20 protein-coding genes are annotated in these 21,721 nt (G+C 70.4%); 10 read left to right on the forward strand and 10 right to left on the reverse strand.

Annotated features, from left to right (window positions below; genetic code table 11):
* The first annotated feature begins 77 nt into the window (after positions 1 to 77).
* Entirely contained in the window at positions 78 to 269 is a 192-nt protein-coding gene (tgmA, locus tag R2B38_RS47955) for a putative ATP-grasp-modified RiPP (protein WP_033283043.1), read from the forward strand.
* Positions 270 to 285: 16 nt separating this feature from the next.
* On the forward strand, positions 286 to 1,272 hold the full coding sequence (gene tgmB / locus R2B38_RS47960; protein ID WP_318022501.1) for an ATP-grasp ribosomal peptide maturase: 987 nt from the start codon (positions 286 to 288) through the stop codon (positions 1,270 to 1,272).
* Positions 1,273 to 1,315: 43 nt separating this feature from the next.
* On the opposite strand, the gene R2B38_RS47965 is transcribed toward tgmB, so the two are convergent.
* Positions 1,316 to 2,473: a serine hydrolase domain-containing protein gene (locus R2B38_RS47965; RefSeq protein WP_318022502.1), complete on the reverse strand. Its 1,158-nt coding sequence runs from the start codon at positions 2,471 to 2,473 to the stop codon at positions 1,316 to 1,318.
* A gap of 201 nt (positions 2,474 to 2,674) precedes the next feature.
* Here R2B38_RS47965 and R2B38_RS47970 point away from each other — a divergent pair, with 201 nt between their 5' ends.
* On the forward strand, positions 2,675 to 4,714 hold the full coding sequence (locus tag R2B38_RS47970; RefSeq protein ID WP_318022503.1) for a SpoIIE family protein phosphatase: 2,040 nt from the start codon (positions 2,675 to 2,677) through the stop codon (positions 4,712 to 4,714).
* 4 nt (positions 4,715 to 4,718) lie between these two features.
* On the opposite strand, the gene R2B38_RS47975 is transcribed toward R2B38_RS47970, so the two are convergent.
* On the reverse strand, positions 4,719 to 5,186 hold the full coding sequence (locus tag R2B38_RS47975; protein ID WP_318022504.1) for a hypothetical protein: 468 nt from the start codon (positions 5,184 to 5,186) through the stop codon (positions 4,719 to 4,721).
* A 144-nt stretch (positions 5,187 to 5,330) separates the two neighbouring features.
* Here R2B38_RS47975 and R2B38_RS47980 point away from each other — a divergent pair, with 144 nt between their 5' ends.
* Complete coding sequence (locus tag R2B38_RS47980; RefSeq protein ID WP_318022505.1) at positions 5,331 to 6,299, forward strand: GlxA family transcriptional regulator; 969 nt, start codon at positions 5,331 to 5,333, stop codon at positions 6,297 to 6,299.
* Positions 6,300 to 6,304: 5 nt separating this feature from the next.
* Here R2B38_RS47980 and R2B38_RS47985 read toward each other — a convergent pair whose 3' ends face one another.
* The 4 genes from R2B38_RS47985 to R2B38_RS48000 all read right to left on the reverse strand — a co-directional run bounded on the left by R2B38_RS47985 (position 6,305) and on the right by R2B38_RS48000 (position 10,065).
* Entirely contained in the window at positions 6,305 to 6,547 is a 243-nt protein-coding gene (locus R2B38_RS47985; RefSeq protein WP_318022506.1) for a DUF5133 domain-containing protein, read from the reverse strand.
* Between the two features lie 74 nt (positions 6,548 to 6,621).
* A complete protein-coding gene (locus R2B38_RS47990; RefSeq protein WP_318022507.1) occupies positions 6,622 to 8,394 on the reverse strand; it encodes an ABC transporter ATP-binding protein in 1,773 nt (590 codons plus the stop codon).
* 104 nt (positions 8,395 to 8,498) lie between these two features.
* Positions 8,499 to 9,356: an aldo/keto reductase gene (locus tag R2B38_RS47995; protein ID WP_318022508.1), complete on the reverse strand. Its 858-nt coding sequence runs from the start codon at positions 9,354 to 9,356 to the stop codon at positions 8,499 to 8,501.
* 214 nt (positions 9,357 to 9,570) lie between these two features.
* A complete protein-coding gene (locus tag R2B38_RS48000; RefSeq protein ID WP_318022509.1) occupies positions 9,571 to 10,065 on the reverse strand; it encodes an FBP domain-containing protein in 495 nt (164 codons plus the stop codon).
* A gap of 71 nt (positions 10,066 to 10,136) precedes the next feature.
* Between R2B38_RS48000 and R2B38_RS48005 the strand changes: the two genes are divergently transcribed.
* Entirely contained in the window at positions 10,137 to 10,712 is a 576-nt protein-coding gene (locus R2B38_RS48005; RefSeq protein WP_318022510.1) for a TetR/AcrR family transcriptional regulator, read from the forward strand.
* A 210-nt stretch (positions 10,713 to 10,922) separates the two neighbouring features.
* Entirely contained in the window at positions 10,923 to 12,101 is a 1,179-nt protein-coding gene (locus R2B38_RS48010) for a GDSL-type esterase/lipase family protein (RefSeq protein ID WP_318022511.1), read from the forward strand.
* 145 nt (positions 12,102 to 12,246) lie between these two features.
* Here R2B38_RS48010 and R2B38_RS48015 read toward each other — a convergent pair whose 3' ends face one another.
* Positions 12,247 to 13,146, reverse strand: coding sequence for a LysR family transcriptional regulator (locus R2B38_RS48015; protein ID WP_318022512.1), 900 nt, complete (start codon positions 13,144 to 13,146; stop codon positions 12,247 to 12,249).
* Positions 13,147 to 13,262: 116 nt separating this feature from the next.
* Here R2B38_RS48015 and R2B38_RS48020 point away from each other — a divergent pair, with 116 nt between their 5' ends.
* The 3 genes from R2B38_RS48020 (at position 13,263) to R2B38_RS48030 (ending at position 15,914) form a co-directional block, all read left to right on the forward strand.
* The gene (locus tag R2B38_RS48020) at positions 13,263 to 13,967 is read left to right on the forward strand and encodes an SDR family NAD(P)-dependent oxidoreductase (protein ID WP_318022513.1); all 705 of its coding nucleotides are present in this window, start codon (positions 13,263 to 13,265) and stop codon (positions 13,965 to 13,967) included.
* Positions 13,967 to 14,899 carry an NAD(P)-dependent oxidoreductase gene (locus R2B38_RS48025; RefSeq protein ID WP_318022514.1) on the forward strand — a complete coding sequence of 311 codons (933 nt, stop codon included), beginning with the start codon at positions 13,967 to 13,969 and terminating at the stop codon, positions 14,897 to 14,899. The genes R2B38_RS48020 and R2B38_RS48025 overlap by 1 nt, the downstream gene beginning before the upstream one ends.
* Positions 14,900 to 15,026: 127 nt before the next feature.
* Positions 15,027 to 15,914, forward strand: coding sequence for a Gfo/Idh/MocA family oxidoreductase (locus R2B38_RS48030; protein ID WP_318022515.1), 888 nt, complete (start codon positions 15,027 to 15,029; stop codon positions 15,912 to 15,914).
* A 38-nt stretch (positions 15,915 to 15,952) separates the two neighbouring features.
* Here the strand turns inward: R2B38_RS48030 and R2B38_RS48035 are convergent, their stop codons facing one another.
* From R2B38_RS48035 to R2B38_RS48045, 3 genes are all read right to left on the reverse strand, one after another.
* A complete protein-coding gene (locus R2B38_RS48035) occupies positions 15,953 to 16,303 on the reverse strand; it encodes a hypothetical protein (RefSeq protein WP_318022516.1) in 351 nt (116 codons plus the stop codon).
* Positions 16,304 to 16,462: 159 nt separating this feature from the next.
* Complete coding sequence (locus R2B38_RS48040) at positions 16,463 to 17,353, reverse strand: GNAT family N-acetyltransferase (protein WP_318022517.1); 891 nt, start codon at positions 17,351 to 17,353, stop codon at positions 16,463 to 16,465.
* Positions 17,354 to 17,579: 226 nt separating this feature from the next.
* Entirely contained in the window at positions 17,580 to 19,997 is a 2,418-nt protein-coding gene (locus tag R2B38_RS48045; protein ID WP_318022518.1) for a GH92 family glycosyl hydrolase, read from the reverse strand.
* 361 nt (positions 19,998 to 20,358) lie between these two features.
* Between R2B38_RS48045 and R2B38_RS48050 the strand changes: the two genes are divergently transcribed.
* The gene (locus R2B38_RS48050) at positions 20,359 to 21,561 is read left to right on the forward strand and encodes a glycoside hydrolase family 64 protein (protein ID WP_318022519.1); all 1,203 of its coding nucleotides are present in this window, start codon (positions 20,359 to 20,361) and stop codon (positions 21,559 to 21,561) included.
* The last annotated feature ends 160 nt before the right edge of the window (positions 21,562 to 21,721 follow it).

A 21,721-nucleotide genomic window follows, 5' to 3' on the forward strand; every position in this document is an offset into this window, starting at 1 on the left:
AGACGGAAGTCAGCGGGCCAAGCGACCTCGCAGGGTGGCCACCGCTTGCACGAGGCAGTACCGACGAGGGAGAGACGATGCAACCGTTCGCGCTCAACTACGCTCGCCCGGCAGCACAGTTGGAGCTCACCGCTCCGTACAGCTACGACTCCGGACTGCAGTTGAACGTGCTCGCCGACGGACGGGTCGCCGCCCATGATCTCGCTCTGCTGAGAGAACTGGGGACCACGACGTCCACCGCGGGATCGAAGACTCACTTCGACGACTGAACACGGAACGACGAAAATGACCGTCCTGGTCCTTACCTGCGAAGAGGACGTCACAGCGGACATGGTGGTGGTCCACCTCCACGCGTCCGGCGTCCCCGTGGTCCGGATCGATCCCGCCGACCTCACCGGCGGGGTCGCGCTGTCCGGGGAGTACGTGCACGGAGCCTTCCGCGGTCATCTGTCCGCCGGGGGGCGGCTGGTGAGCGTGAGCGGACTCCGGTCCATCTGGGTGCGCAGACCGGGCACTCCGGCGACCCGCGCGCCCCAGCCCTCCGCGTGGCTGACCGAGGAGGCCTCCCAGGCGCTCTACGGCATGCTCCGCGGCTGTGGCGCCCGCTGGATGAACCACCCCGACGCGTCCCGCCGCGCCCGGCACAAGCCCTGGCAGCTGCGCCACGCCCAGCACAGCGGCCTGCCCGTGCCGGCCACTCTGATCACCACGTTCCCGCAGGCCGCCCGCGAGTTCTCGCGGCGCTTCCCGGACCTGGTGGTCAAGCCGGTCTCCGGTTCCCATCCGCAGGATCCGCCCCGCGCGGTGCCGACGAGCCGGGTCGCGCCGGACACCGACTTCGCCGCCGTCGCGTTCGGCCCGACGCTGCTGCAGCGCCGGGTCGCCAAGCGCGCGGACATCCGGCTCACCGTGGTGGGCGACCGGATGCTCGCCGCCCGTACGGTGACCGCCCCCGACGCCGACCCCGCCGAGGTCGACGTCCGTTTCGCCACCTCCGCGCAGCCCTGGTGCCCCGTCGAGGTCCCGCCGCGCATCGCCGCGGCCGTCCTGACGTACATGCGCGATGCCGAACTGGCCTACGGCGCCTTCGACTTCGCCGAGGACGGCGACGGCACCTGGTGGTTCCTGGAGTGCAACCAGTCGGGCCAGTTCGGCTTCGTCGAGGCGGAGACCGGCCAGCCGATCGCCCGGACCATCGCGGAGTGGCTGGCCCTGCCCGCCGCCTCGGAACGGGAGGGCCTCGTCAACGGGTCGGACAGCGCGGTCGGTTGAGCAGTAACGGTTCACCTGAGGCGGAAGGGGCGAGCGCCCCGGGTCAGGAGTGGCGCTCCGCCCCGTATGTCCCCAACAGGGAGCACACCGCGTCCTCTTCGACCGCGCGCACCTTGGCCAGGAGTTCCGGATTCCCCGCCTGGTTCACCTGAGTTGTCAATGAGAAAGTGAGCGAGCGTCGGCCGTCGGGGGTGGCCGCGATCAACTGTGTGTAACCGAGGGTGTTCCCGGTATGTCCGAGTACGACCCCGCACCGGGTGTCGTAGCGGAAGAGCGCGAGTCCGGCGCTGTTGCGGCCCGGGCCGGCCGGTTCGGAAGCCCCGGGGATCCAGTGCCGCTGTTCCTGGACGACCGCCTTCGAGGTGAGGGCCCCGGCCGCGTAGCCGCTGATGAACGCCGTCAGGTCGCGGGGCGAGGAGGTGATCCCGCCCGAGGCCCACACGCCCGACATCCCGATCGCCTCGCTGACGTCCTCCGGTCCGGACGGTCCGCCGACCGCGTATCCGTGCATGTAGGGCTCCGGCATCTCGTACCCCTGCGGCAGGCTCGTGTCGCGCAGCCCCAGCGGCTTGTAGACGTCGTGGCGCAGCAGGTCCTCGTAGCGGGTACCGGTCGCCGCCTCCGCCATCAGCGCTACGGCGATGTTGTCGGAGTTGGAGTAGCGGTACTGCGAGCCCGGCGTGAAGCGCAGCGGTTCGCCCGCCACGAAGTCGAGCAGGCGCCGTGAGTCGAAGTGATGGTGTGGGTCGGCCTGGATGAGGCTGCGGAAGCGGGTGCTCTCGCTGAAGTCCGGGAGTCCGCTGGTGTGTTGGAGCAGCTGGCGCAGGGTCACCTTCCGCCAGGCCTTGGGCTGGTGGGGCAGCCGGGTGCCGATCGTGTCGTCGAGGGCGAGCCGGTGCTGTCGTACGAGGCTCAGGGCCACCGCCCCGCTGAACGCCTTGCTGGTGCTCGCGGTCCGGGTGTGGTCGTTCGGTTCGAGGGGGCGGCCGGTGGTGATGTCGGCGGTGCCTGCGCGCAGGACGCGTTGGTGGTCACCGTCGCGGAGCACGACGATCACGCCGGGCGGGCCGTCGGGGGCGGCGACCAGTTCGTCGAGGCCGCGCTGGAGGGAGTGGTCGTCGGCCGCGGCGGGCGAGGCGGGGACGAGGGCGCCCACGCAGGTGGCGACCAGGAGGGAGACGAGGCGGAGCGGGAGGGGCATGGAGTGTCCTGAGGGCTGTGGGGTCGGGGCACGACCAGAATCCGGGGGTCCGTCGGCGTCCGCACGGGCGTGTGCTCCATACGGCCCCCTTCGCCTGTTCACCTCGCGCGGTGTTGCCCTGCGGGGCGGGCTGTGCCGTAATCGGATGACCCGTGGTGCGGATCTTGGCGGTGCCGTGCCGCGCCGGAAGGAGCGGCTGGGATGGACGCTTACGGTGCCGGGGACGGTGTCCCGGCCGCCCCGGGCGGGCTGCTGGACCTGTTGCGGGTCGCGGCGGTGGTGCTGGACGCCGGCGGGTACATCGGGCTGTGGAGTCCCGAGGCGGAGCAGTTGCTCGGCTACTCCCCCGAGGAGGCGCTGACCCAGCGCGCGGACCGGCTGCTGGTGTCGCCCGACGACCGGGTCAGGGCGCGTGAGCTGTTCGCGCAGGTCGGTACGGGTGCCCGCTGGGCGGGGGTGTTCCCGCTGCTGCACCGGGACGGCACGGAGCGGTTGGTGGAGTTCCGCACGATGCGGCTGCGCGACAGCCACGGTCAGCCGCATCTGCTGGGTCTCGCGGCGGACGCCACGACGGTAAGGGGCGTGGAGCGGGACCTGGCCCTGTCCCACAGCCTGGTGCGGCAGACGCCGGTGGGCATCGCGGTGTTCGACACCGACCTGCGGTGGGTCGGGGTCAACCCGGCGCTGGAGCGCATCAACGGCGTGCCCGAGGAGCAGGTCGTCGGGCGCCGGGTCGGTGAGATGCTGCCCGGTCTCGACGTCGCGGCCATCGAGGCGCGGATGCGGCACGTGCTGATCACCGGCAAGCCGCTGCTCGACCAGCAGACCGTGGGCCGGACCGCGGCCGACGTCGTGGACCGGGCGTACTCGGAGTCGTACCACCGCATCGAGGACGCGCAGGGCCGGGTCCTCGGGCTGGCGATGGCCGTCCTGGACGTCACCGAGCGGGAGCAGGCGGCCGCCGAGGTCGCGCAGGCGCGCCAGCATCTGTCCGTCGTGGCGGAGGCCGGGGTCCGGATCGGCACGACGCTGGACCTTCAGCAGACCGCGCGGGAGCTGGCCGACGTGGCGGTCCCGCATGTGGCCGACCTGGCCGCCGTCGACGTACTCGAATCGGTCGTCACGGACGGCACGATCACCCCGGTGACCGAGGACGCGCAGGTCGAGTTCCGCGCGCTGGCCGTCGCCGCCGGATACCTGACCGACGCGATCCACGCGGCGGACCCGGTGGGCGAGTTGGCCACCTACGGCCCCAACCGCATCATCACCCAGTGCGTCCGCGAGGCCGGCCCGATCCTCGTCGAACGGGTCGACCCGCCGACCATGCGCCGCATCGCCCGGGACGGCCGCGCCGCCCAGACCCTGCGCACGGCAGGCGTCCACTCCTACCTGGCCGTCCCATTGATGGCCCGCGGGGAGGTCCTCGGCACGCTGAGCCTCTACCGCACCGTCAACGAGCGCCCCTTCGACGAACAGGACCGCGTCCTCGCCACGGAACTCGCCGCGCGCGCCGCGATCTGCATCGACAACGCCCGCCTCTACGGCCGCGAACGCACCACCGCGCTGACCCTCCAGCGCAGCCTGCTGCCACCCGCCCCGGCCCGGCAGGAGGGCCTCGACATCGCCGCCCGCTACCTCCCGGCACTGAGCGAGGTCGGCGGCGACTGGTACGACGTGCTGCCGCTGGGACCGGGCCGCACCGGTCTCGTCGTGGGCGACGTGATGGGCAAGGGCGTCCAAGCCGCCGCCATCATGGGCCAGTTGAGCACCGCGACCCGCGCACTGGCGCGGCTCGACCTCCCACCCGCCGAGTTGCTGCACCACCTCGACGACCTCACCGGTTCCCTCGGCGACGCGATCGCCACGTGCGCGTACGGAGTCGTCGACCTGGGCCGGGGAACCTGCGCGCTCTCAAGTGCCGGGCATCTGCCGCCCGTTCTGATCCATCCCGACGGCAACGCGGAGCTCCTCGACATCCCCGGCGGAGTCCCCCTGGGCGTCGGCGGCGTCGACTTCGGGACCGCCGAAGTCGACTTCACCACAGGCGCGTTGCTCGCCCTCTACTCCGACGGGCTGGTGGAGAACCGCGGCGAGAACATCGACGTCGGACTGCACGCGCTGACGCGGCTGTTGCAGAGCTCCCGCCGCCCTCTGGAGCAGACGAGCGACATGCTCCTCAACGCGCTGCGCCCGGAGCCCGACGACGACGTGGCGCTCCTCCTGGTCCGCGTCACCGGCTGACCGGTCAGGCGCCCGTCGTCGAACCGGGGCGGATGATCATGAGGACGGTGACGGTCGCCCACAGCAGGTTGAAGATGCCGGTGAACATGGCGAGTTGAACGGTCCCGGAACGCTCCACGGCCTGCTGTGCGCCGAGTTGCTCCAGGAGTTCGTCCTGGCGGGGCAGCACGAACGCGATCAGGATGCCTGCCGCCACCGCGGTGAGCGTGATGGAGGCGATGAGCCAGCCGCTGCCCAGGACGCCCATCGCGGAAGCGGTCGCGAAGCCGAAGAGGGGCACCGCCAGCCCGACCGCGCCGTAGACACGGCAGATGCGGTGCAGCAGTCGTACGGTGGTCACGCCCGCGTCGGGGCCGTCCGGGCCCGTGAGAGCGCGGCGGGCCGCCGGTGGGAACATGCTGGCGGCGACGGTGACGGGGCCGACCGCGACGATGGCGGCCAGGACGTGCAGAGTGAGAAGGATCTTGGTCACCGGCTCAGATTAGGGACGTCCGGCACGGGAGCACAGAGGCTGAAACGACAGCTTCCAACGGATTCCCGCCAGCCCCTCTCAATAGGCAGCTACGTCAAAAGGCCTTGCAGAATGCTTGGCGGGAATCCGTCTATCGTGGTGTTCATGCACACCGTCGCGATCCTCGTTCTCGATCATGTGGTGCCGTTCGACATGGCGACACCGATGGAGGTGTTCGGCCGTACCCGACTGCCGGACGGCCGCAGCGCCTACCGGGTGCGGGTGTGCGGCGAGACGCCGGAGGTGCGGACGGACGGGTTCGCGCTGCGGGTCGATCACGGGCTCGAAGCGCTGGCGGACGCCGACACCATCGTCGTCCCGGGCCGCTCGGAGCAGGCCGCGCCGCCCTCCCCCCGGGTGCTGGCGGCACTGCGGGAGGCGGCAGCGGCGGGGACGCGGATCGTGTCCATCTGCGTGGGTGCCTTCGTGCTGGCCGAGGCCGGACTGCTGGACGGGCTGCGCGCCACCACGCACTGGGTCGCCGCCGACGCGTTGGCCCGGTCCTACCCTCTGGTCGAGGTGCAGCCGGACGTGCTGTACGTCGACAACGGACAGATCCTCACCTCGGCCGGGGCAGCGGCCGGCCTCGACCTGTGTCTGCACCTCATCCGGCGGGACTACGGCTCGGCGGTCGCCGCGGACGCGGCCCGGCTGTCGGTGATGCCGCTCGAACGCGAGGGCGGCCAGGCCCAGTTCATCGTCCACCAGCACCCGCCGGTCCCGCAGGGCTCGACCCTCGAACCGCTGCTCCGGTGGATCGAGGACAACCTCTCCCAGGAGGTCACCCTGAGCGCGCTGGCTTCGCGATCGGGCATGAGCGAGCGGACGTTCAGCCGCCGTTTCCGTGAACAGACGGGCAGCACACCGCTTCAGTGGCTGCTGCGGGCCCGTGTGCGACGCGCCCAGTACCTGCTGGAGAACAGCGACCACACCGTCGAACGCATCGCCCAGCAGGCCGGGTTCGGCTCCCCCACCGCGTTCCGCGAGCGCTTCCGCCGGGTGGTCGGGACCAGCCCGCAGGCGTACCGCTCGGCGTTCCACGGCAGGAAGGTTCCCGAAGTCGCCTTCTCCTGACGGATCTACGCCACGGCGCGGCCGTCCTCAACCACACCGCCCGGTGTGCTGCGCGCCGCCGCCAGCAGGGCGTCCGCCTTGACGATGGCCTCCCGGATGCCGGTGGTGCCCATCATCACGCAGAGCGTGTAGACGACGTCGTTCAACTCGGCGGCCGCCTGCGGCCGGTGGCGCTCCGACTGGGAGATGCGCAGCACCGCGTACCGGGTGAGCAGTTTTCTGACGGCCTTCGGGTCCGGCACCAGCACGAAACGCCCCTCTCTCGCTTTTCGCTCCGTGTGCCCAGCCCGAGCCGATCCAACCAAACGGCCGCGAGATCCGGTCAGGCGACCTGCCCGCTGTGCAGCGCCGTGTACGCCCCGCCCCGGCGCAGGAGTTCGTCGTGCGTGCCGACCTCCAGGATCTCCCCGTCGCCCATGACGACGATCCGGTCGGCGCTCCGGACGGTGGACAGCCGGTGGGCCACCACAAACGTCGTACGGCCGCGCAGCAGCCGCGCGAGGGCCTGCTGGACGAGGGCTTCCGAGCGGGTGTCCAGGGCCGAGGTCGCCTCGTCCAGGATCAGCACCTTGGGGTCGCGGATCAACGCCCGTGCGATGGCGAGGCGTTGACGCTGCCCGCCGGACAGCCGCGCCCCGCGCTCGCCGACCAGAGTCTCCAGGCCCCGCGGCAACTTCTCCACGAACTCAAGGGCGTTGGCGTCCCGCAGCGCCGCGCGCACCGCCTCCTCGTCGGCGTCGTCCATGCCGTAGGCCACGTTGTCGTGGATCGTGCCGTCGAAGAGGATCGACTCCTGGGGGACGACCGAGACGAAGCGGCGGTACGTCCGCAGGTCGAGGGTGCTCATGTCGGTGCCGTCGAGAAGCAGTTGGCCGGCGGTGGGGCGGATGAAGCCGATGACGAGGTTGAGGACCGTGGACTTTCCGGCGCCGGACGCGCCGACGAGGGCGACGGTCTCGCCGGGTTCGACGGTGAGGGTGAAGTCGTGGACGGCGGGCCGGAGTTGGTCGTTGTCGTAGGTGTGGCCGACGTGCTGGAAGGTGACGGCTCCGCGTACCTCGGCGACCTCCGCCTTACCCGCGTTGTCCTCCAACTCGGGTGCCTGGAGCACCTCGCCGACCGAACGGACCGATTCCAGGCCCTTGGTGATGACCGGGGCCAGGGTCGTGAGGGAGGTGGTCGAGTTGGTGAGGGTGGTCAGGAAGGCGCTCAGCATGACGACGTCGCCGGCGGTGACGCCCCAGACGCCGTAGTACGACACCAGGGCCGCGCCGGCGAGGACCAGGACGCCGACCACGTTGAGGACGACCCAAGCGAGCGAGCCGAAGCGGCCGTTGAGGAGGTCGAGGCGGTTTCCGGAGGTGAGGAGCCGGCGCAGGGTGCCGTCCATGCGGCGCAGGGCCTTGCCCTCCAGGCCGTGGGCACGGGTGACCGGGATGAGGCGGGTCATCTCCGTCACGCGTGAGGACAGGGTCTCCACCTCGTGGCGGAAGTGCTCGTTGTGGGTGCGCAGGCGGGCCCGCAGCCGGGACACGAGGAACGCGGCGACCGGCACGACGACGAGGAAGACGGGCACGAACTCCGGTGTGCGGAAGGCGATGATGACCAGGCCGCCGGTGAGCACGGTGATCGCGCCGAGCCCGGTCTCCGCGGTCTGCTGGACCATCTGCTCGACCGTCTCCACGTCCCGTACGACCTTGGCCTGGAGGACTCCGGCGCTGACCCGGGAGTGGTAACCGATGGAGAGCTGCTGCATGCGCGTGCACAGGGCCGAGCGCAGGTCGGTGCCCATGCGGCGGACGCTGCCGTAGAGGAGGCGGACGTAGAGCACGTGCAGGGGGTAGTTGATCAGCAGGATGAACAGGATGATGCCGGTGCTCGTCCAGAGTCTGCTGACCGGCTGGTGCTGGACGACGGTGTCGATGATGGACGCGGTGATCAGCGGGAGCAGCCAGATGGGGCTGTGCTTGACCGTGAACACGACGACGGCCAGGGCCAGTTGTCGTCGGTCGGCGTGGAAGAGGTAGGCGAGGGTGCGGATCGGGTGTTCGTCGCGGTAGCGGTGGTCGAGCGGTTTCTCCGTGGTCGATGCCATCGGTGGTCCTCCCCCTGTGACCGGTCGGCCCCCTGCGACCAGGAGGCGGGCAAGCGCTTTCTGCCCTTGCCCACCCCTACTACACCTCAGACATCAGGGTCTTCTCAAACGGCGTCCAGCTCCGCGACATCGTCGGCGGAGAGGGTGAGTTCCGGTGCGGCGGCCGAGTCGCGGATCGTCTCGGGGCGGCTGGCGCCCGGGATCGGCACGACGACCGGGGACTTGGCGAGCATCCAGGCCAGGCAGACGCGCTGCGGGCTGACGCCGTGCTTCTCGGCGATGGTGGCGAACGGCGCGTAGGCGGAGCCGAGTTCACCGGCGCGGGCGATACCGCCGAGGGGGCTCCAGGGCAGGAACGCGATGCCGAGTTCGTCGCAGAGGTCCAGCTCCGGCTCGCTGGAGCGGAAGGCCGGGGAGAACTGGTTCTGCACGGAGACCAGCCGGCCGCCGAGGATCTCGTTCGCCAGCCGGATCTGCTCCGGGTCCGCGTTCGAGATGCCGGCCAGGCGGATCTTGCCCTCGTCGAGCAACTCCCGTACCGCGCCGACCGATTCGGCGTACGGGACCCTCGGGTCGGGGCGGTGGAACTGGTAGAGCCCGATGGCCTCCACGCCGAGTCGGCGCAGGGATGCCTCGCAGGCCTCCTTCAGGTAGGCGGGGCTGCCGTTCAGGGTCCAACTGCCGTCCCCGGGGCGGAGATGGCCGCCCTTGGTGGCAACCAGGACGTCCGCACCCCGGTCGTGGGAGGCGAGGGCCTTGGCGATCAGGGTCTCGTTGTGCCCGACCTCGTCGGCGTGCAGGTGGTAGGCGTCGGCGGTGTCGATCAGCGTCACGCCCGCGTCGAGTGCGGCGTGGATGGTCGCGAGGGAGCGTGCCTCGTCCGGCCGCCCCTCGATCGACATGGGCATACCGCCCAGGCCGATCGCACTGACCTCGACGTCACCGATACGGCGGGTGTCCATGCGGGTGCTCCTCCTCCGGCTGTCACGCGGAAACGTGCCGTCCCGCACCGCTGGAGCCCGAACCCGGATCTCGGATCGGGGTCACGACGGGCAGGACGCGTCCTCCAGCCTGTCCGGCCCGGGTCCGCAGGTCCAATAGAAGAAATCGAACGGATCCAGCAGCGGGACTGCTCAATCGGGAGCACCGAGTAGCGAGGGGTCGATTCGGGACCGCTCAACGGGCGGCGACCCTGGCGATGAACGTCGTGACGTTGGTGACGGTCCGCTGGATCTTCTCCTCCAGGGTGAGCGACTCGGGCAGCCGTGCGCCGACGCCCGCGTCCTTCTTGCCCCGCACGTAGAGCGGGCAGGCGAGGTCGCTGCATATGTAGGCGCCCACGGAGTTGCCCTGCTGCCCCGCCTTGCCCGCCCTCGCGGCGGTCATCAGCGAGACGCCTCCGGTGTGGGTGGTCGTGCACATCGAGCACATGCTGCGCCGCGTCTGCCAGGAGGCGGCACCGGGCGAGCGCAGGGCGATCGCCGTCGGGCGGCCGTCCAGTTCGATCGCGAGGTAGGCCCGGTCGGGGGCCTGGGGGTCCCGCCAGCCGAGGAAGTCCAGGTCGTCCCACGGCCGTTCGGCCAGGTCCCGGGGCACGGACAGGCGCTTGGCCTCGCCCTTGGTGCAGTTCACGAAGGCGGCGCGGATCTCCCGCTCGGTCAGTGGTCTCATGGACGGCACGCTAGTTTGCCTAAAACCTTTAGGCAAATACATAATGGCTATCGTCGAACGGGAGGAAGGTTATGGCCAGAGCAGGGCTGACGCCGGAGCGGCTGACCCGGGCGGGGGCGGAGCTGGCCGACGAGGTCGGCTTCGACCAGGTGACCGTCTCGGCGCTCGCCCGGCGCTTCGACGTCAAGGTCGCGAGCTTGTACTCGCATCTGAAGAACTCCCAGGAACTCAAGACCAGGATCGCCCTGTTCGCGCTGGCGGAACTCGCCGACCGGGTCTCCGACGCGGTGGCCGGGCGGGCCGGCAAGGACGCCCTGGCCGCCTTCGCGGACGCCTACCGCGACTACGCCCGGGAGCACCCCGGCCGGTACGAGGCCGCGCGGCTCCGGCTCGATCCCGAGACGGCGGCCGCGAGCGCCGGGGTGCGGCACTCGCAGATGACACGGGCGATCCTGCGCGGCTACGACCTGGCGGAACCGGACCAGACGCACGCGGTCCGGATGCTGGGCGGCGTCTTCCACGGCTACGTCAGCCTGGAGCTGGCCGGGGGCTTCGACCACAGCGCGCCCGACGCGCGCGAATCCTGGGCGTGGATCATCGATTCGCTCGACGCACTGCTGCGGAACCGGGCCGCGCCCCACATCTGACGTACTCCTGATCCGGCGCGTCCCGGTTCCGGATCCGACGTACTCCGATTCCGGGCTCGACGAACTCCGATTCCGGGTCCGGCCCATTCCAGCTCCAGGTCCGGGCTATTCCAGCTCCGGGTCCGGGCTGTTCCAGTTCCGGGTCCGGGCTATTCCCCTCCGGGTCCGGCCCCTTCCGGTTCCGGACATCTTGATCAACAGGCTGAGGCGATGAGCACCGAACACGACACGATCACCACCCCCGTCACCACCGACATGCTGCGCGGGTTCCTCGACGTGGAGACGACCGCGCACGGTCTGCTGCCGCACCGGCTGCCCGCCCGGGCGCGCCGCCAGATCCCCGACGACCAACTCGCCGTGGCCGAGGCGCAGCCCTCCGGTGTACGGCTGGTCTTCCGCACCCGGGCCACCACGATCGAACTGGACACGCTGCCCACCAAGCGTGTCTACCAGGGGTTCCCGGCCCCGCCGGACGGCGTCTACGACCTGCTGGTCGACGGCCGTCTCGCCGCCCAGGCCACGGTGGCCGGCGGCAACGTGCGCACGATCACCGACATGATGACCCAGGCCTCCGAGTTCACCGAGGGGCAGCCCGGCACCGCCCGGTTCGCCGACCTGCCGACGGGTGACAAGGACATCGAGATCTGGCTCCCGCACACGGAGACCGCCGAGCTGATCGCCCTGCGCACCGATGCCCCCGTCGAGAAGGCGCCGGACAACGGGCGCAAGGTGTGGCTGCACCACGGCAGTTCGATCAGCCATGGCTCCAACGCCACGCATCCGACGGCCATTTGGCCCGCTCTGGCTGCCGCCGAGGGCCAAGTGGAGCTCGTCAACCTGGGGTTCAGTGGCAACGCGCTGCTCGACCCGTTCACCGCCCGGGCGATGCGGGACACCCCGGCGGACCTGATCAGCGTCAAGATCGGCATCAACATCGTCAACGCCGACGCGATGCGGCTGCGCGCCTTCACCCCGGCGGTCCACGGCTTCCTCGACACCATCCGCGAAGGGCATCCGACGACACCGCTGCTGGTCGTGTCCGCCATCCTCTGCCCGGTCCAGGAGGACACGCCAGGCCCTCTCATGCCCGACTTCGACGGCGGGACCCTGCGCTTCAGGGCGATGGGCGACCCGGCCGAACGCCCCCTAGGGCGCCTGACACTCACCGTCATCCGCGAGGCACTCGCCCGCGTCGTGGAACAGCGATCGGCCGACGACCCCAACCTGCACTACCTCGACGGCCGTTCCCTCTACGGCGAGGAGGACCACGCCGAGCTGCCGCTCCCCGACGACATCCATCCCGATCCGGCGGGACATCGGCGCATCGCGGAGAACTTCGGGCGGTTGGTGTTCGGCGAGGGCGGCGCTTTCGGGATCGGGACCCGTTGAGGCTTTCGCACACCCGCGGAGCAGCCGCCCGGTTGCGCCCTAGCCCAACCGGGCGGCCACGAGCCCGGCTTCGCGGCGGTCCGCAGAACCGGTCGAAGACGCAGACGGTCTCTTTCCGCACCGGTGGATGCGCAGACGAGGCTGTTCAGAACGTCCCGTCGTCGCGCGTGTAGTTGGGGCTGAGCTTCAGCAAGGCGGCGACGGCGGGGCTCGGTTCGCGGCCCGCACGGACCGCGAACGACAGGGCGAGCGAGGGCACGGGACCGGAGACCGGCTTGATGACCACCTCGGCGGTATCCACCGGCTCATAACGGGGTACGACGGCGGCGCCACCGATGGCTCGCACATATGACGCGGCCGAGGCGATGTCCGTGATCTCGACGGACACGCGGCGCGTGATGCCGAGTTCACCGAAGGCCCGGTCCATGGCGGCGCGCGACCCGAAGCCCCTGGCCCCCGAGACGAAGTTCTCGTGGGCGAGGTCCTTCAGCGCGATGCGGTCTCGCTGCGCCAGCGGATGCCCGGACGGCAGGATCACCACGTACGGGATCGTCGCGAACTGCCGTAAGTCGAGGTCGTGCGCCTCGGAGGCGGGCAGGGCCACGACGCCGACGTCGAGGCGGCCGCGTCGCACGTCCTCGGCGATTCCGCCCGCTCCGGACCCGGAGACCTGGATCCGTATGTCCACCAGGGGGTGGCGTTGGCGGAAGGCCCCCACCAGGCGCGGCAGGTCGAGAGCCGTGATGCGGGTCATCGTGCCGACGCGCAGGCTGCCCCGCAGGGTTCTCGACGCCTCGCCGACCGCTTCCCTCGCGCGCTCGGCGGCCGCGACGACCGACTTGGCTTCCGGCAGAAACACCTCGCCCGCCGGGGACAGCGCCACCGTCCGGGTCGACCGATCGAAGAGTGATACCTGAAGCTCCTCCTCCAGGGTGCGGACAGCTGCCGACACGGTCGACTGAGCTGCGAAGAGGCGCGCCGCAGCGCGGGTGAAACTGAGTTCTTCGGCCACGGTGACGAAATAGCGCAACTGCCGTAATTCCATCCGTCAATTATCGATTTCTTCGATAACAGCTGTCAATGATTTTCGTTGGACTCGATATACCTTCTGCGCCAGGGTGTCGTCGACAGCAACTCCCGCTGCCTGACGAAGGGATGGTCATGAGCAAGCAGGTTTTAATCGTCGGAGGTACATCCGGTATCGGCCGCGAACTGGCCGCGACTTATGCACGGCAGGGCGCCTCCGTGATCATCGCCGGCCGCGACAGCACGCGCGCGGAGAAAGTGGCCGCGGAAATCAATACCGAAGTGGATTCCCATCATGTGCGGGGTATTGAGGCCGACCTCTCCAGGCCCGAGGGTCTCAAGGAGGCGCTGAACGGCATCGAGCACATCGACTCGATCGTTCTCACCGGCATGCGGCGCGACAACAACACGATCACCGACTACGACATCGCCGGGGCGACGGAGTTGGCGATCGCCAAGATCGTCGGTTACACCACGGTCGTCCACGCACTGCGGTCGCGCATCTCCCCCACCGGTTCGGTGCTGCTGTTCGGCGGCCTGGCCAAGGACGTGCCCTACCCCGGTTCCACCACGGTCACCGCGGTGAACGCCGGTGTGACAGGCCTGGTGGCGACGCTGGCCAAGGAGCTCGCGCCGGTCCGCGTCAACGCCATCCATCCCGGCATGGTCGGCGACAGCCCGTACTGGGCCGGCAACGAGCCCGTCCTGAAAGCGGCACGTGCCCGCATCCTGACCGGTGTCATTCCCACGATGCGGGACATCGTCGAGGGCTCCGTGTTCCTGCTGGAGAACCCGGCGGCGAACGGCGTGAACCTCGACCTCAACGGCGGCCACGCGTGATGGACGCCCTGCCCACGCTGGCCGTGATCGGCATCGGCCGCATCAGCCGCCCCATGGTGGTGCGCCTGCGCCGGGCAGGGCACAGCGTGACCGTGACCAACCGGACCCGGGCCCGCGCCCTCGACGTCGCGGCAGAGACCGGCGCCCGCGTGCTCGGCACCCCGCGCGAGGCGGCCACCTCCGCCGACATCGTCATCGTCTGTCTGACCGACGACACGGCGGTGGGCGAGGTCTATCACGGGCCCGACGGCATCCTCGCCGGGGTACGCCCGGGAACAACCGTCCTGGAGACCAGCACCATCGCCCCGCAGACGGTCAGGACCCTGGCACCGCTGGTTCGCGAACGCGGCGCCACTCTCCTCGGCACACCGGTGTCCGGCTCCGTCGAACTCGCCACACGGGGCGAACTCACCTTCCTGGTCGGCGGCCCCGAAGAAGCACTCGACCAGGTACGCCCCGTCATGGACGTCCTGGCCACCCGCGTCCTCCACTTCGGGGAATCGGGCAACGGCAACATCGTGAAACTCGCGATCAACTCACTGCTGCTGTCCATGGCAACAGCCTTGTCCGAAGCGCTGGTTCTGGCAGAACGCGCCGGGATCGACCGCGCCGCCGCCTACGACGCCTTCACCCAGAGCGCGGCCGCGGCACCCTTCGTGCTCTACAACCGCGACAACTTCGTACGACCACAGGAAGCGGCCATCCACATGACGCTGTCGCTGGTCGCCAAGGACCTGACGCTGATCGACGCCCTGGCATCGTCCGTGGGAGCGCCCATGGCCCAACTGGACGCGAACCGCAAGCTCATCGACCAGGCGATGGCCGCAGGACTGGAAGACCGCGACGGCGTCTCCGTCCTGGCCGAACTCCTGCGGCACAACGCCACGACCCAGGCACGACAGCAGCCGGGACAGCCGAATCCCAGCCGTTGATGAGCATGCGCCGAGTGGCAGGGAGGGCTTGCGCACCTGCCCTGTTCATGTGGCACGCTCACCGGCGTCCGGCCGGTCGCAATGGCTCCGGTCGCGTCACCAGGTTGGACCGTGGAAAGGCACCGCTATGCGCATCGGACTGCTCGGCACCGGCCCTTGGGCCCGGATGGCACACGCCCCCGCCCTCAGTGGGCACGACGCGTGGGACTTCGCGGGCGTCTGGGGCCGCCGCCCCGACGCCGCCAAGGAGTTGGCCGACCAGCACGGCGTACCGGCCTACGACGATGTCGACGCCCTGCTCGCGGACGTGGACGCCGTCGCCGTGGCACTGCCGCCGTCGATCCAGGCCGAGTTGGCGGTGCGGGCCGCGCGGGCGGGTCGGTATCTGCTGCTGGACAAGCCCCTCGCGCCGACGGTGGAGCAGGGACGGGCCGTGGTCGACGCGGTGCGCGAGACCGGGGTCGCGTCGGTCGTGTTCTTCACCACCCGCTTCCAGCCGGAGACCGAGGCGTGGATCACCGAACAGGCAGCCGCGGAGGGCTGGTTCACCGGCCGGGCCGAGTGGCTCGGCTCGGTGTTCACCAGTGACAGCCCGTTCGCGGCCTCGCCCTGGCGACAGGAGAAGGGCGCGCTGTGGGACGTGGGCCCGCATGCCCTGTCCGTGCTGCTGCCGGTCCTCGGTGACGTCCGCCGGGTTGCCGCGGCCGTGCGGGGTCCCGGCGACACGGTCGTGCTGGTCCTCGACCACGTCGGCGGTGCGTCCAGCACGCTGACGCTGAGCCTCACCGCGCCGACCGCGGCGGCGGGAGCCACGGTCGAACTGCGCGGTACGGCCGGGGTGACCAGCCTTCCGAACAGCTCGGGCGACGCGGTGTCCGCCCTGGTCCGGGCCGCCGACGCGCTGGGCGAAGCCGTACGCACAGGTCGGCCGCACCCGTGCGACGCGCTCTTCGGGCTCCGGGTCACCGAGATCCTGGCCGAGGCCGAGGCGATGGTGGACAGCGAGCCTGTCTGATCAGCGGCTTTGATCAGCCACCGGGGTCAGCCACCTGATCACTCGCCACCGGGCGGCTCCTCGTCCTCGTCGAACGGCTCGTCGCTCCACCGGAACCAGGCCCGCTCCCCCTCGATGTGCAGCAGGAACTCCGGTACGGGACCGTCCGGCGAGGTCAGCGTCACCTGTCGGCTGATCTCGTCGTAGGCCTCCTCCCACCGTGCCCAGTGCCCGTCGTCGTCCGCCTTCGTCAGGGCCAGTTCCCGCGCGAACAGCTCCTCCACGTCACCGAACGCCGGACCGGCGGTGAACTTGCCCGACAGCCAAGGGAAGTCGGCGTCGTCGATAAGGATCTCCCCGACCGACTCCTCGCCCGTACGCACCTGCCAGACCTCGCCGACAAACCCCATGCCCGCCTCCATCCCGCCGTAGATCGACCTGCCGCCAGGATGGCACCCGGCACTGACAGTCGGCCCGGAACTGATGACAGCCCGGGCCGACCGCCATATGCCCCTACGGATCTACGGGCCTATGGGTCTGTGGGTCTGTGGGTCTACGAATCGACGCGTCTACCCGACGAAATTGAAGCTGGCCCGTTCCCGGATGACCGGATAGCCGACCTCGGCGAAGTGCGCGGCCATCGGGAAGTTGCCCTGGTCCGTGGCCGCCGCGATGAACTCGGCGCCGCGCTCGACGAGATAGTGCGTGCACTCGGCCAGCAGGTCCCGGGCGTAGCCATGACCGCGCTGTTCCGGCACGACTCCGATGAAGCCGATGCACGGGCCCGACGGATTGTGGGCCGGGATGTGGATGCCCGCGAGGTCTCCCTCGGGGGTGCGTGCGACCTGCCACCACTCGCGCGGGGACGGGCACCAGCGGAAGAAGTCGATCTCCTCCTGTGCGGCCTTCTCAACTCCCCCTTCTCGGATGGCCCGTTGGGCGTGGGCGTCGAGGGTGACGGAGTGGATGCGGCGCAGCGCGTCGACGAAGACGTCGTCGTCCGGTTCGGGGGCGAAGACGAGACGGCCGGGGCGTTCCGGCAGGCCGCATTCCGAGGTCCACCGGTAGATGAAACGCTCGACCAGGAGGTCGTAACCGGCCGCGCGCAGAGCGCTGAAGCGTGCTTCGGCCGCCGCACGGAGTCCGGGGCTGTCGCGCCACCCTGCGGGCAGGTTCAGTTCCACGTCGACGCGCCAGGGGGTGCTGCGCAGGAGTTCGGCCCCGGCCTCCTCCTCGCCCTCGATCAGGTCGAAGCAGTCGACGGCGAGGGGTTCGGTGTCGTTCGGGCCGCCCCACCAGGCGGCGCGTGCGACGACCGTGCCGTCGCGCAGGGCCACCCGCTGCCAGTCGGGCCGCCAGGTCGTCAGCCGGTGTGCGGCGCGGGCGCCGAGGGGGTCGGGAAGGGTGTCGAAAAGATGGGCGTCGCTCTCGTCGAGCGCGCGAATGACCAGATCGGTCATGGGTTTCCTCCGGGAGGGGTACTGCGTGGAGCGCTCCCGGTCAGGTCAGGCGTGGCACACCGGGTCAACGGGGAGGGAGCGCAGGGGTGTCGTGAATCTCATGGCACTCGCCTCCTTCCGTTGGTCTCAGGGCGTGCACGCACACGGTAGGTGGTTGATCTCCAGCCCGTCCACCGTATTTCCTGGGCCGGCCCGGCGGAGCGGGACTCCGCCGGGCCGGTGTGCGTCACTTCGGGAGTTGTCCCGGGTCGGTCGCCCAACTCGTGTTGGGCTCGGTGGCGAGCCGGAAGTCCAGCCTGCCGCCCTTGAGCGTCAGGCCCGCGCCGGTCCACGCGCGCGTGAGGTCACGGCCGTCGAGGCGTACGGCGTCGACGTACTGGTGGGTGTCGTCGGCGTCGGGCGCGGTGATGACGATGTCCGTGCGGCCCGGTCGGTCGACGACCGCCTTCGGGAAGAGCGGTGCGCCGAGCAACAGGTCGGCGCTGCCCGGGGTGCGCGGATAGATGCCGAGGGCGGAGAGGACGTACCAGGCGGACATGGTGCCGAGGTCGTCGTTGCCGGGCAGGCCCTTGGGACCGGTGCCGTAGGCCGTGTCGAGGATCTGGCGGACGGTTGCCTGGGTCTTCCAGGGCTGGCCGAGGGAGTTGTAGAGCCACGGCGCGTGGATGTCGGGCTCGTTGGTCGGGTCGTAGCGCAGGGCGTCGCCGCCCCGGACAGACCAGGCGCCGTCGGCGGTGTGGAAGAAGCCGTCGAGCCGGGTGGCGGCCGTCTCGCGTCCGCCCATCGCCTCGGCCAGGCCCTGGACGTCCTGCGGGACCATCCAGACGTACGCGGCGGCCGAGCCCTGCGCGAAGCCTTGATCGCTCGCCGGGTTGAACGGGCCGACCCAGGAGCCGTCGAGGTTGCGTGCCTGGATGTAGCCGGTGGCGGGGTTGAAGACGTTGCGCCAGTAGGCACCGCGCTCGGTGAAGGTCTTCGCCTCGGCGGTACGGCCCAGCAGCTTCGCCCATTGGCCGAGCGCGGAGTCGGCGACCGCGTCCTCCAGGGTCTCGGCGGCACCGCCCCAGCAGTGGCACGCGTCCTGGGCGGCGTAGTGGGAGGTCATGTACTGGGCGAGGTTGGGGCGTTGGCCCACGCACTGGCCGGGGCAGCCCGCGTCCGACAGCTCGTCCGGGTTGGGGACGGTGGCCTGGTGGACGAGGGAGTCGAAGGCGCCCTTGTAGTCGAAGTTGCGGACGCCCATGGCGTAGAAGGTGGCCAGGGTCGCGGCGGACGGGTCGCCGGTCATGACGTGGGTGGCGCCGCTGATGTGCACCCAGCGGTCCCAGATGCCGCCGTTCTGCTTCGCGAAGTTGTAGAGCGACTGAGCGAAGTCGCCCGCGACGGTGGGCTTCAGGAGGGCGAGCAGTTGGATCTGAGCGCGGTACTGGTCCCAGCCGGAGAAGTTGCTGTACTGCGCCCGCTGCCCGCGCGCGAGTCGGTGCACGGCCTGGTCCATACCCCAGTAGCGGCCGTCCTCGTCACTGATCAGGTTGGGCTGCATGAGGGCGTGGTACAGCGCCGTGTAGAAGGTCTGGCGGCGTGCGGGAGTGCCGCCGTCGACGCGTACGGTGCTCAGTTCGCGGTCCCACGCGCGGGCGCCCGCTTCCGCGACGTCGGCCACGCGTGCGTGCGGGGCGATCTCCTGGCGCAGATTGGACTCGGCTCCCCCGGGGCTGACGTAGGAGATGCCGATCCGCATGCGGACATCGTTGTCAGATGAGGTGTCGAAGCCGACCCAGCCGCCGGAACCGCGGCCCGCGCGGTCGGCGCCGGTGGCGTATCCCTCGCCTCCGGAGGCGGTCGTCGAGCCGGGTGACACGGTGTTGTCGTGCCAGGTGCCGACGGAGGAGAAGGCGCGGTCGAAGGAGGCGCTGAAGTAGAGCTTGTAGTAGCTCTTGCGGTTGTTGACACCGCCGTTGGCGCGGCGCCCGCAGAAGGCTCCCGTGTACACCCAGCCGGTCACCCTGCGGTGGGCGGTGTCGATGTCGACGTGTGCGTCCTGGCTGCCGTTGAGGGAGTTGGAGACGCGGAAGAGCAGGTTCGCCGAGCGGTCGGCGGGGAACGTGAAGTCGGCGACTCCGGCGCGCTTGCTGACGGCGAGGTCGGCGGTGGCTCCGGAGGTGAGGCCGAGGGTGTAGCGGCCGGGGGTGGCCTTCTCGTCGGCGTGCGAGAAGTTGGACGCGTACACGGCGTCCTTGGTGTCGGCTGAGGGGGACGAGGTGACGTCGCCGACGAACGGCATGATCGGTACGTCGCCCGCCGCGCCCGGGTTGCAGCCGGCACCGTTGACGTGGGTGAGGCTCAGTCCGCGGATCCGGGTGGCGCCGTACTCGTAGCCATTGGCGGCGCCCGTGCTGGTCTGGTCGCCGGTGGTGCTGGTCGGGGACCAGGCGATCATGCCGTACGGGAGGGTGGCGCCGGGGTAGGTGTTGCCGCCGTTGCTGGAGCCGATCAGTGGGTCCACGAGCGAGGACGGCCGGACGGACGGGACGGTCGTCGCGACGGCGGGGAGCGGGGCGGACGCGGCGAGCGCGGAGGTGACCGCCGCGGCCGCGACTCTGACACCGAACCGTCTTGCCGTGCCGAGGAGTTGGTGACGCATGCGTCAGGTCGCCTTTCGAGGAAGGGACGAGGAAGGACATGGAGACGGAAAAAGACAGGGGGCGTGGCGAGGCTAGGAGGCCACGTGATGGGAGGGAAGAGGCGCCCGGATACGGGTGGTGAAGCACGGGTGAACGCTTCGTCGGGCGCTTAAGCGGCCCTTAAGTGGGGGTTAAGCCACCCATCTCACCGCGTCTGCGCAGGTCAGCGCGGTGACGACTTCCCGCAGAACCATTGGCCCAGCCCGTGGTCCTGCGTAACATCGGGCCCCGGCGGCGGTGCCGACGCACGCTGTGAGAGCGCTCTCAAAGCGTCGGCACCGTCCGCTCAGAACAGCCCGACTCGCCCGGAGGTCCCCCCACATGACTCCCCGTCACCAGCGCACGCTCGGCCGCCGCAAGCTCCTCTTCGCCCTCGGCGGCGCGGCGGTGGCCGCCCCCGCCGTCGCGGCACTCGCACCGCACGCCCTCGCGGACACCAAGTCCATGGAGACCAGCGGCGCTCAGGCGGGCGCCCTTCCGCTGACGCTGGTCAACAACAGCGGCTCGTTCGACGACGCCAACGTGCACGTCTACGTCGTAGGAAACGTGGACGGCAAGCAGGTGCGGGTCACTCCCGACGGGACGATCGCGCCGATCGCGCTCTCGGACAACGGCGCGGACGGTTTCACCGACTACGCGATCAGCCTCGACTCCGGTGCGGAGACGACGATTTCGCTCCCGTACCTGTCGGGCCGCATCTACGTCTCGCTCGGCGCGAAGCTCAAGTTCAAGGCCGTGGCGGACGGCAACGGCAACCCCGCGTTGCAGTACCCGGCCGGCTGGGTGACCTCCGACCCCAACTACGGGGTGCTGCACGACTGCGCCGAGTTCACGCACAACGCGTCCGGCATGTTCTGCAACACCACGATGGTCGACATGTTCAGCGTGCCGCTGAGCATCCGGCTGACCGGCGCGCAGGACCAGACGACGGGCACCCTGCGCTCCGGCGGCCGGGCGTCGGTGTTCGACGCCGTACGGAAGGTCGAGGCGTTCGCCCCGCTGATCGTGGGCGACACTCGGGTCATCGCGCCGGGACATGGCCTGGACGCGGGCCTGTTCGCCGCGAACTACTTCCAGCCCTACATCGACGAGGTGTGGAGCACCTACACCGGCAAGGACCTCACCGTCACCACGAACGCGGGCGCCTTCACCGGGCGGGTGCGCGCCGGCCAGTTCACCTTCACCGGACCGGCCTCGGTCTCGTTCGCCAAGCCGTCGACCCGGGACGTGCTGTTCTGCGACGGCAACCTGGCCGCCCCGAACGACGGCACCACGGGCCCGGTCGCTGCCGTCCTGGGCGCCGGTTTCAACCGCTCGACGCTCCTGTCGAACCCCGCGCAGCCGACCACCGACGCGTCGGGCTTCTACGCCACCGACCTCACCAACCACTACGCGAAGGCGGTCCACGCGGCCACCGCCGACGGCAAGGCGTACGGCTTCGCCTTCGACGACGTGGCGGACTTCGCGTCGTACGTCCAGGACACGGCGCCCACCGGGATACGGCTGACGCTCACGCCGTTCTAGGTCGTGTCCGCAAAGTCCCGTCGTCCGCCCGGAGGGCGGGCCTCGCGGCGTCCGGTGCGTGCTCTCGGCGTGCCAGGCGGAAGCCCTCGTACTGGTTGTACGTGGGCTTTCGTCCGGTGCGGCGAGTGGGGGCACCTCCCACGCCCTTAAGGCAGTGGGG

Source organism: Streptomyces sp. N50, from assembly GCF_033335955.1.
In the GTDB taxonomy this organism is placed as follows: domain Bacteria; phylum Actinomycetota; class Actinomycetes; order Streptomycetales; family Streptomycetaceae; genus Streptomyces.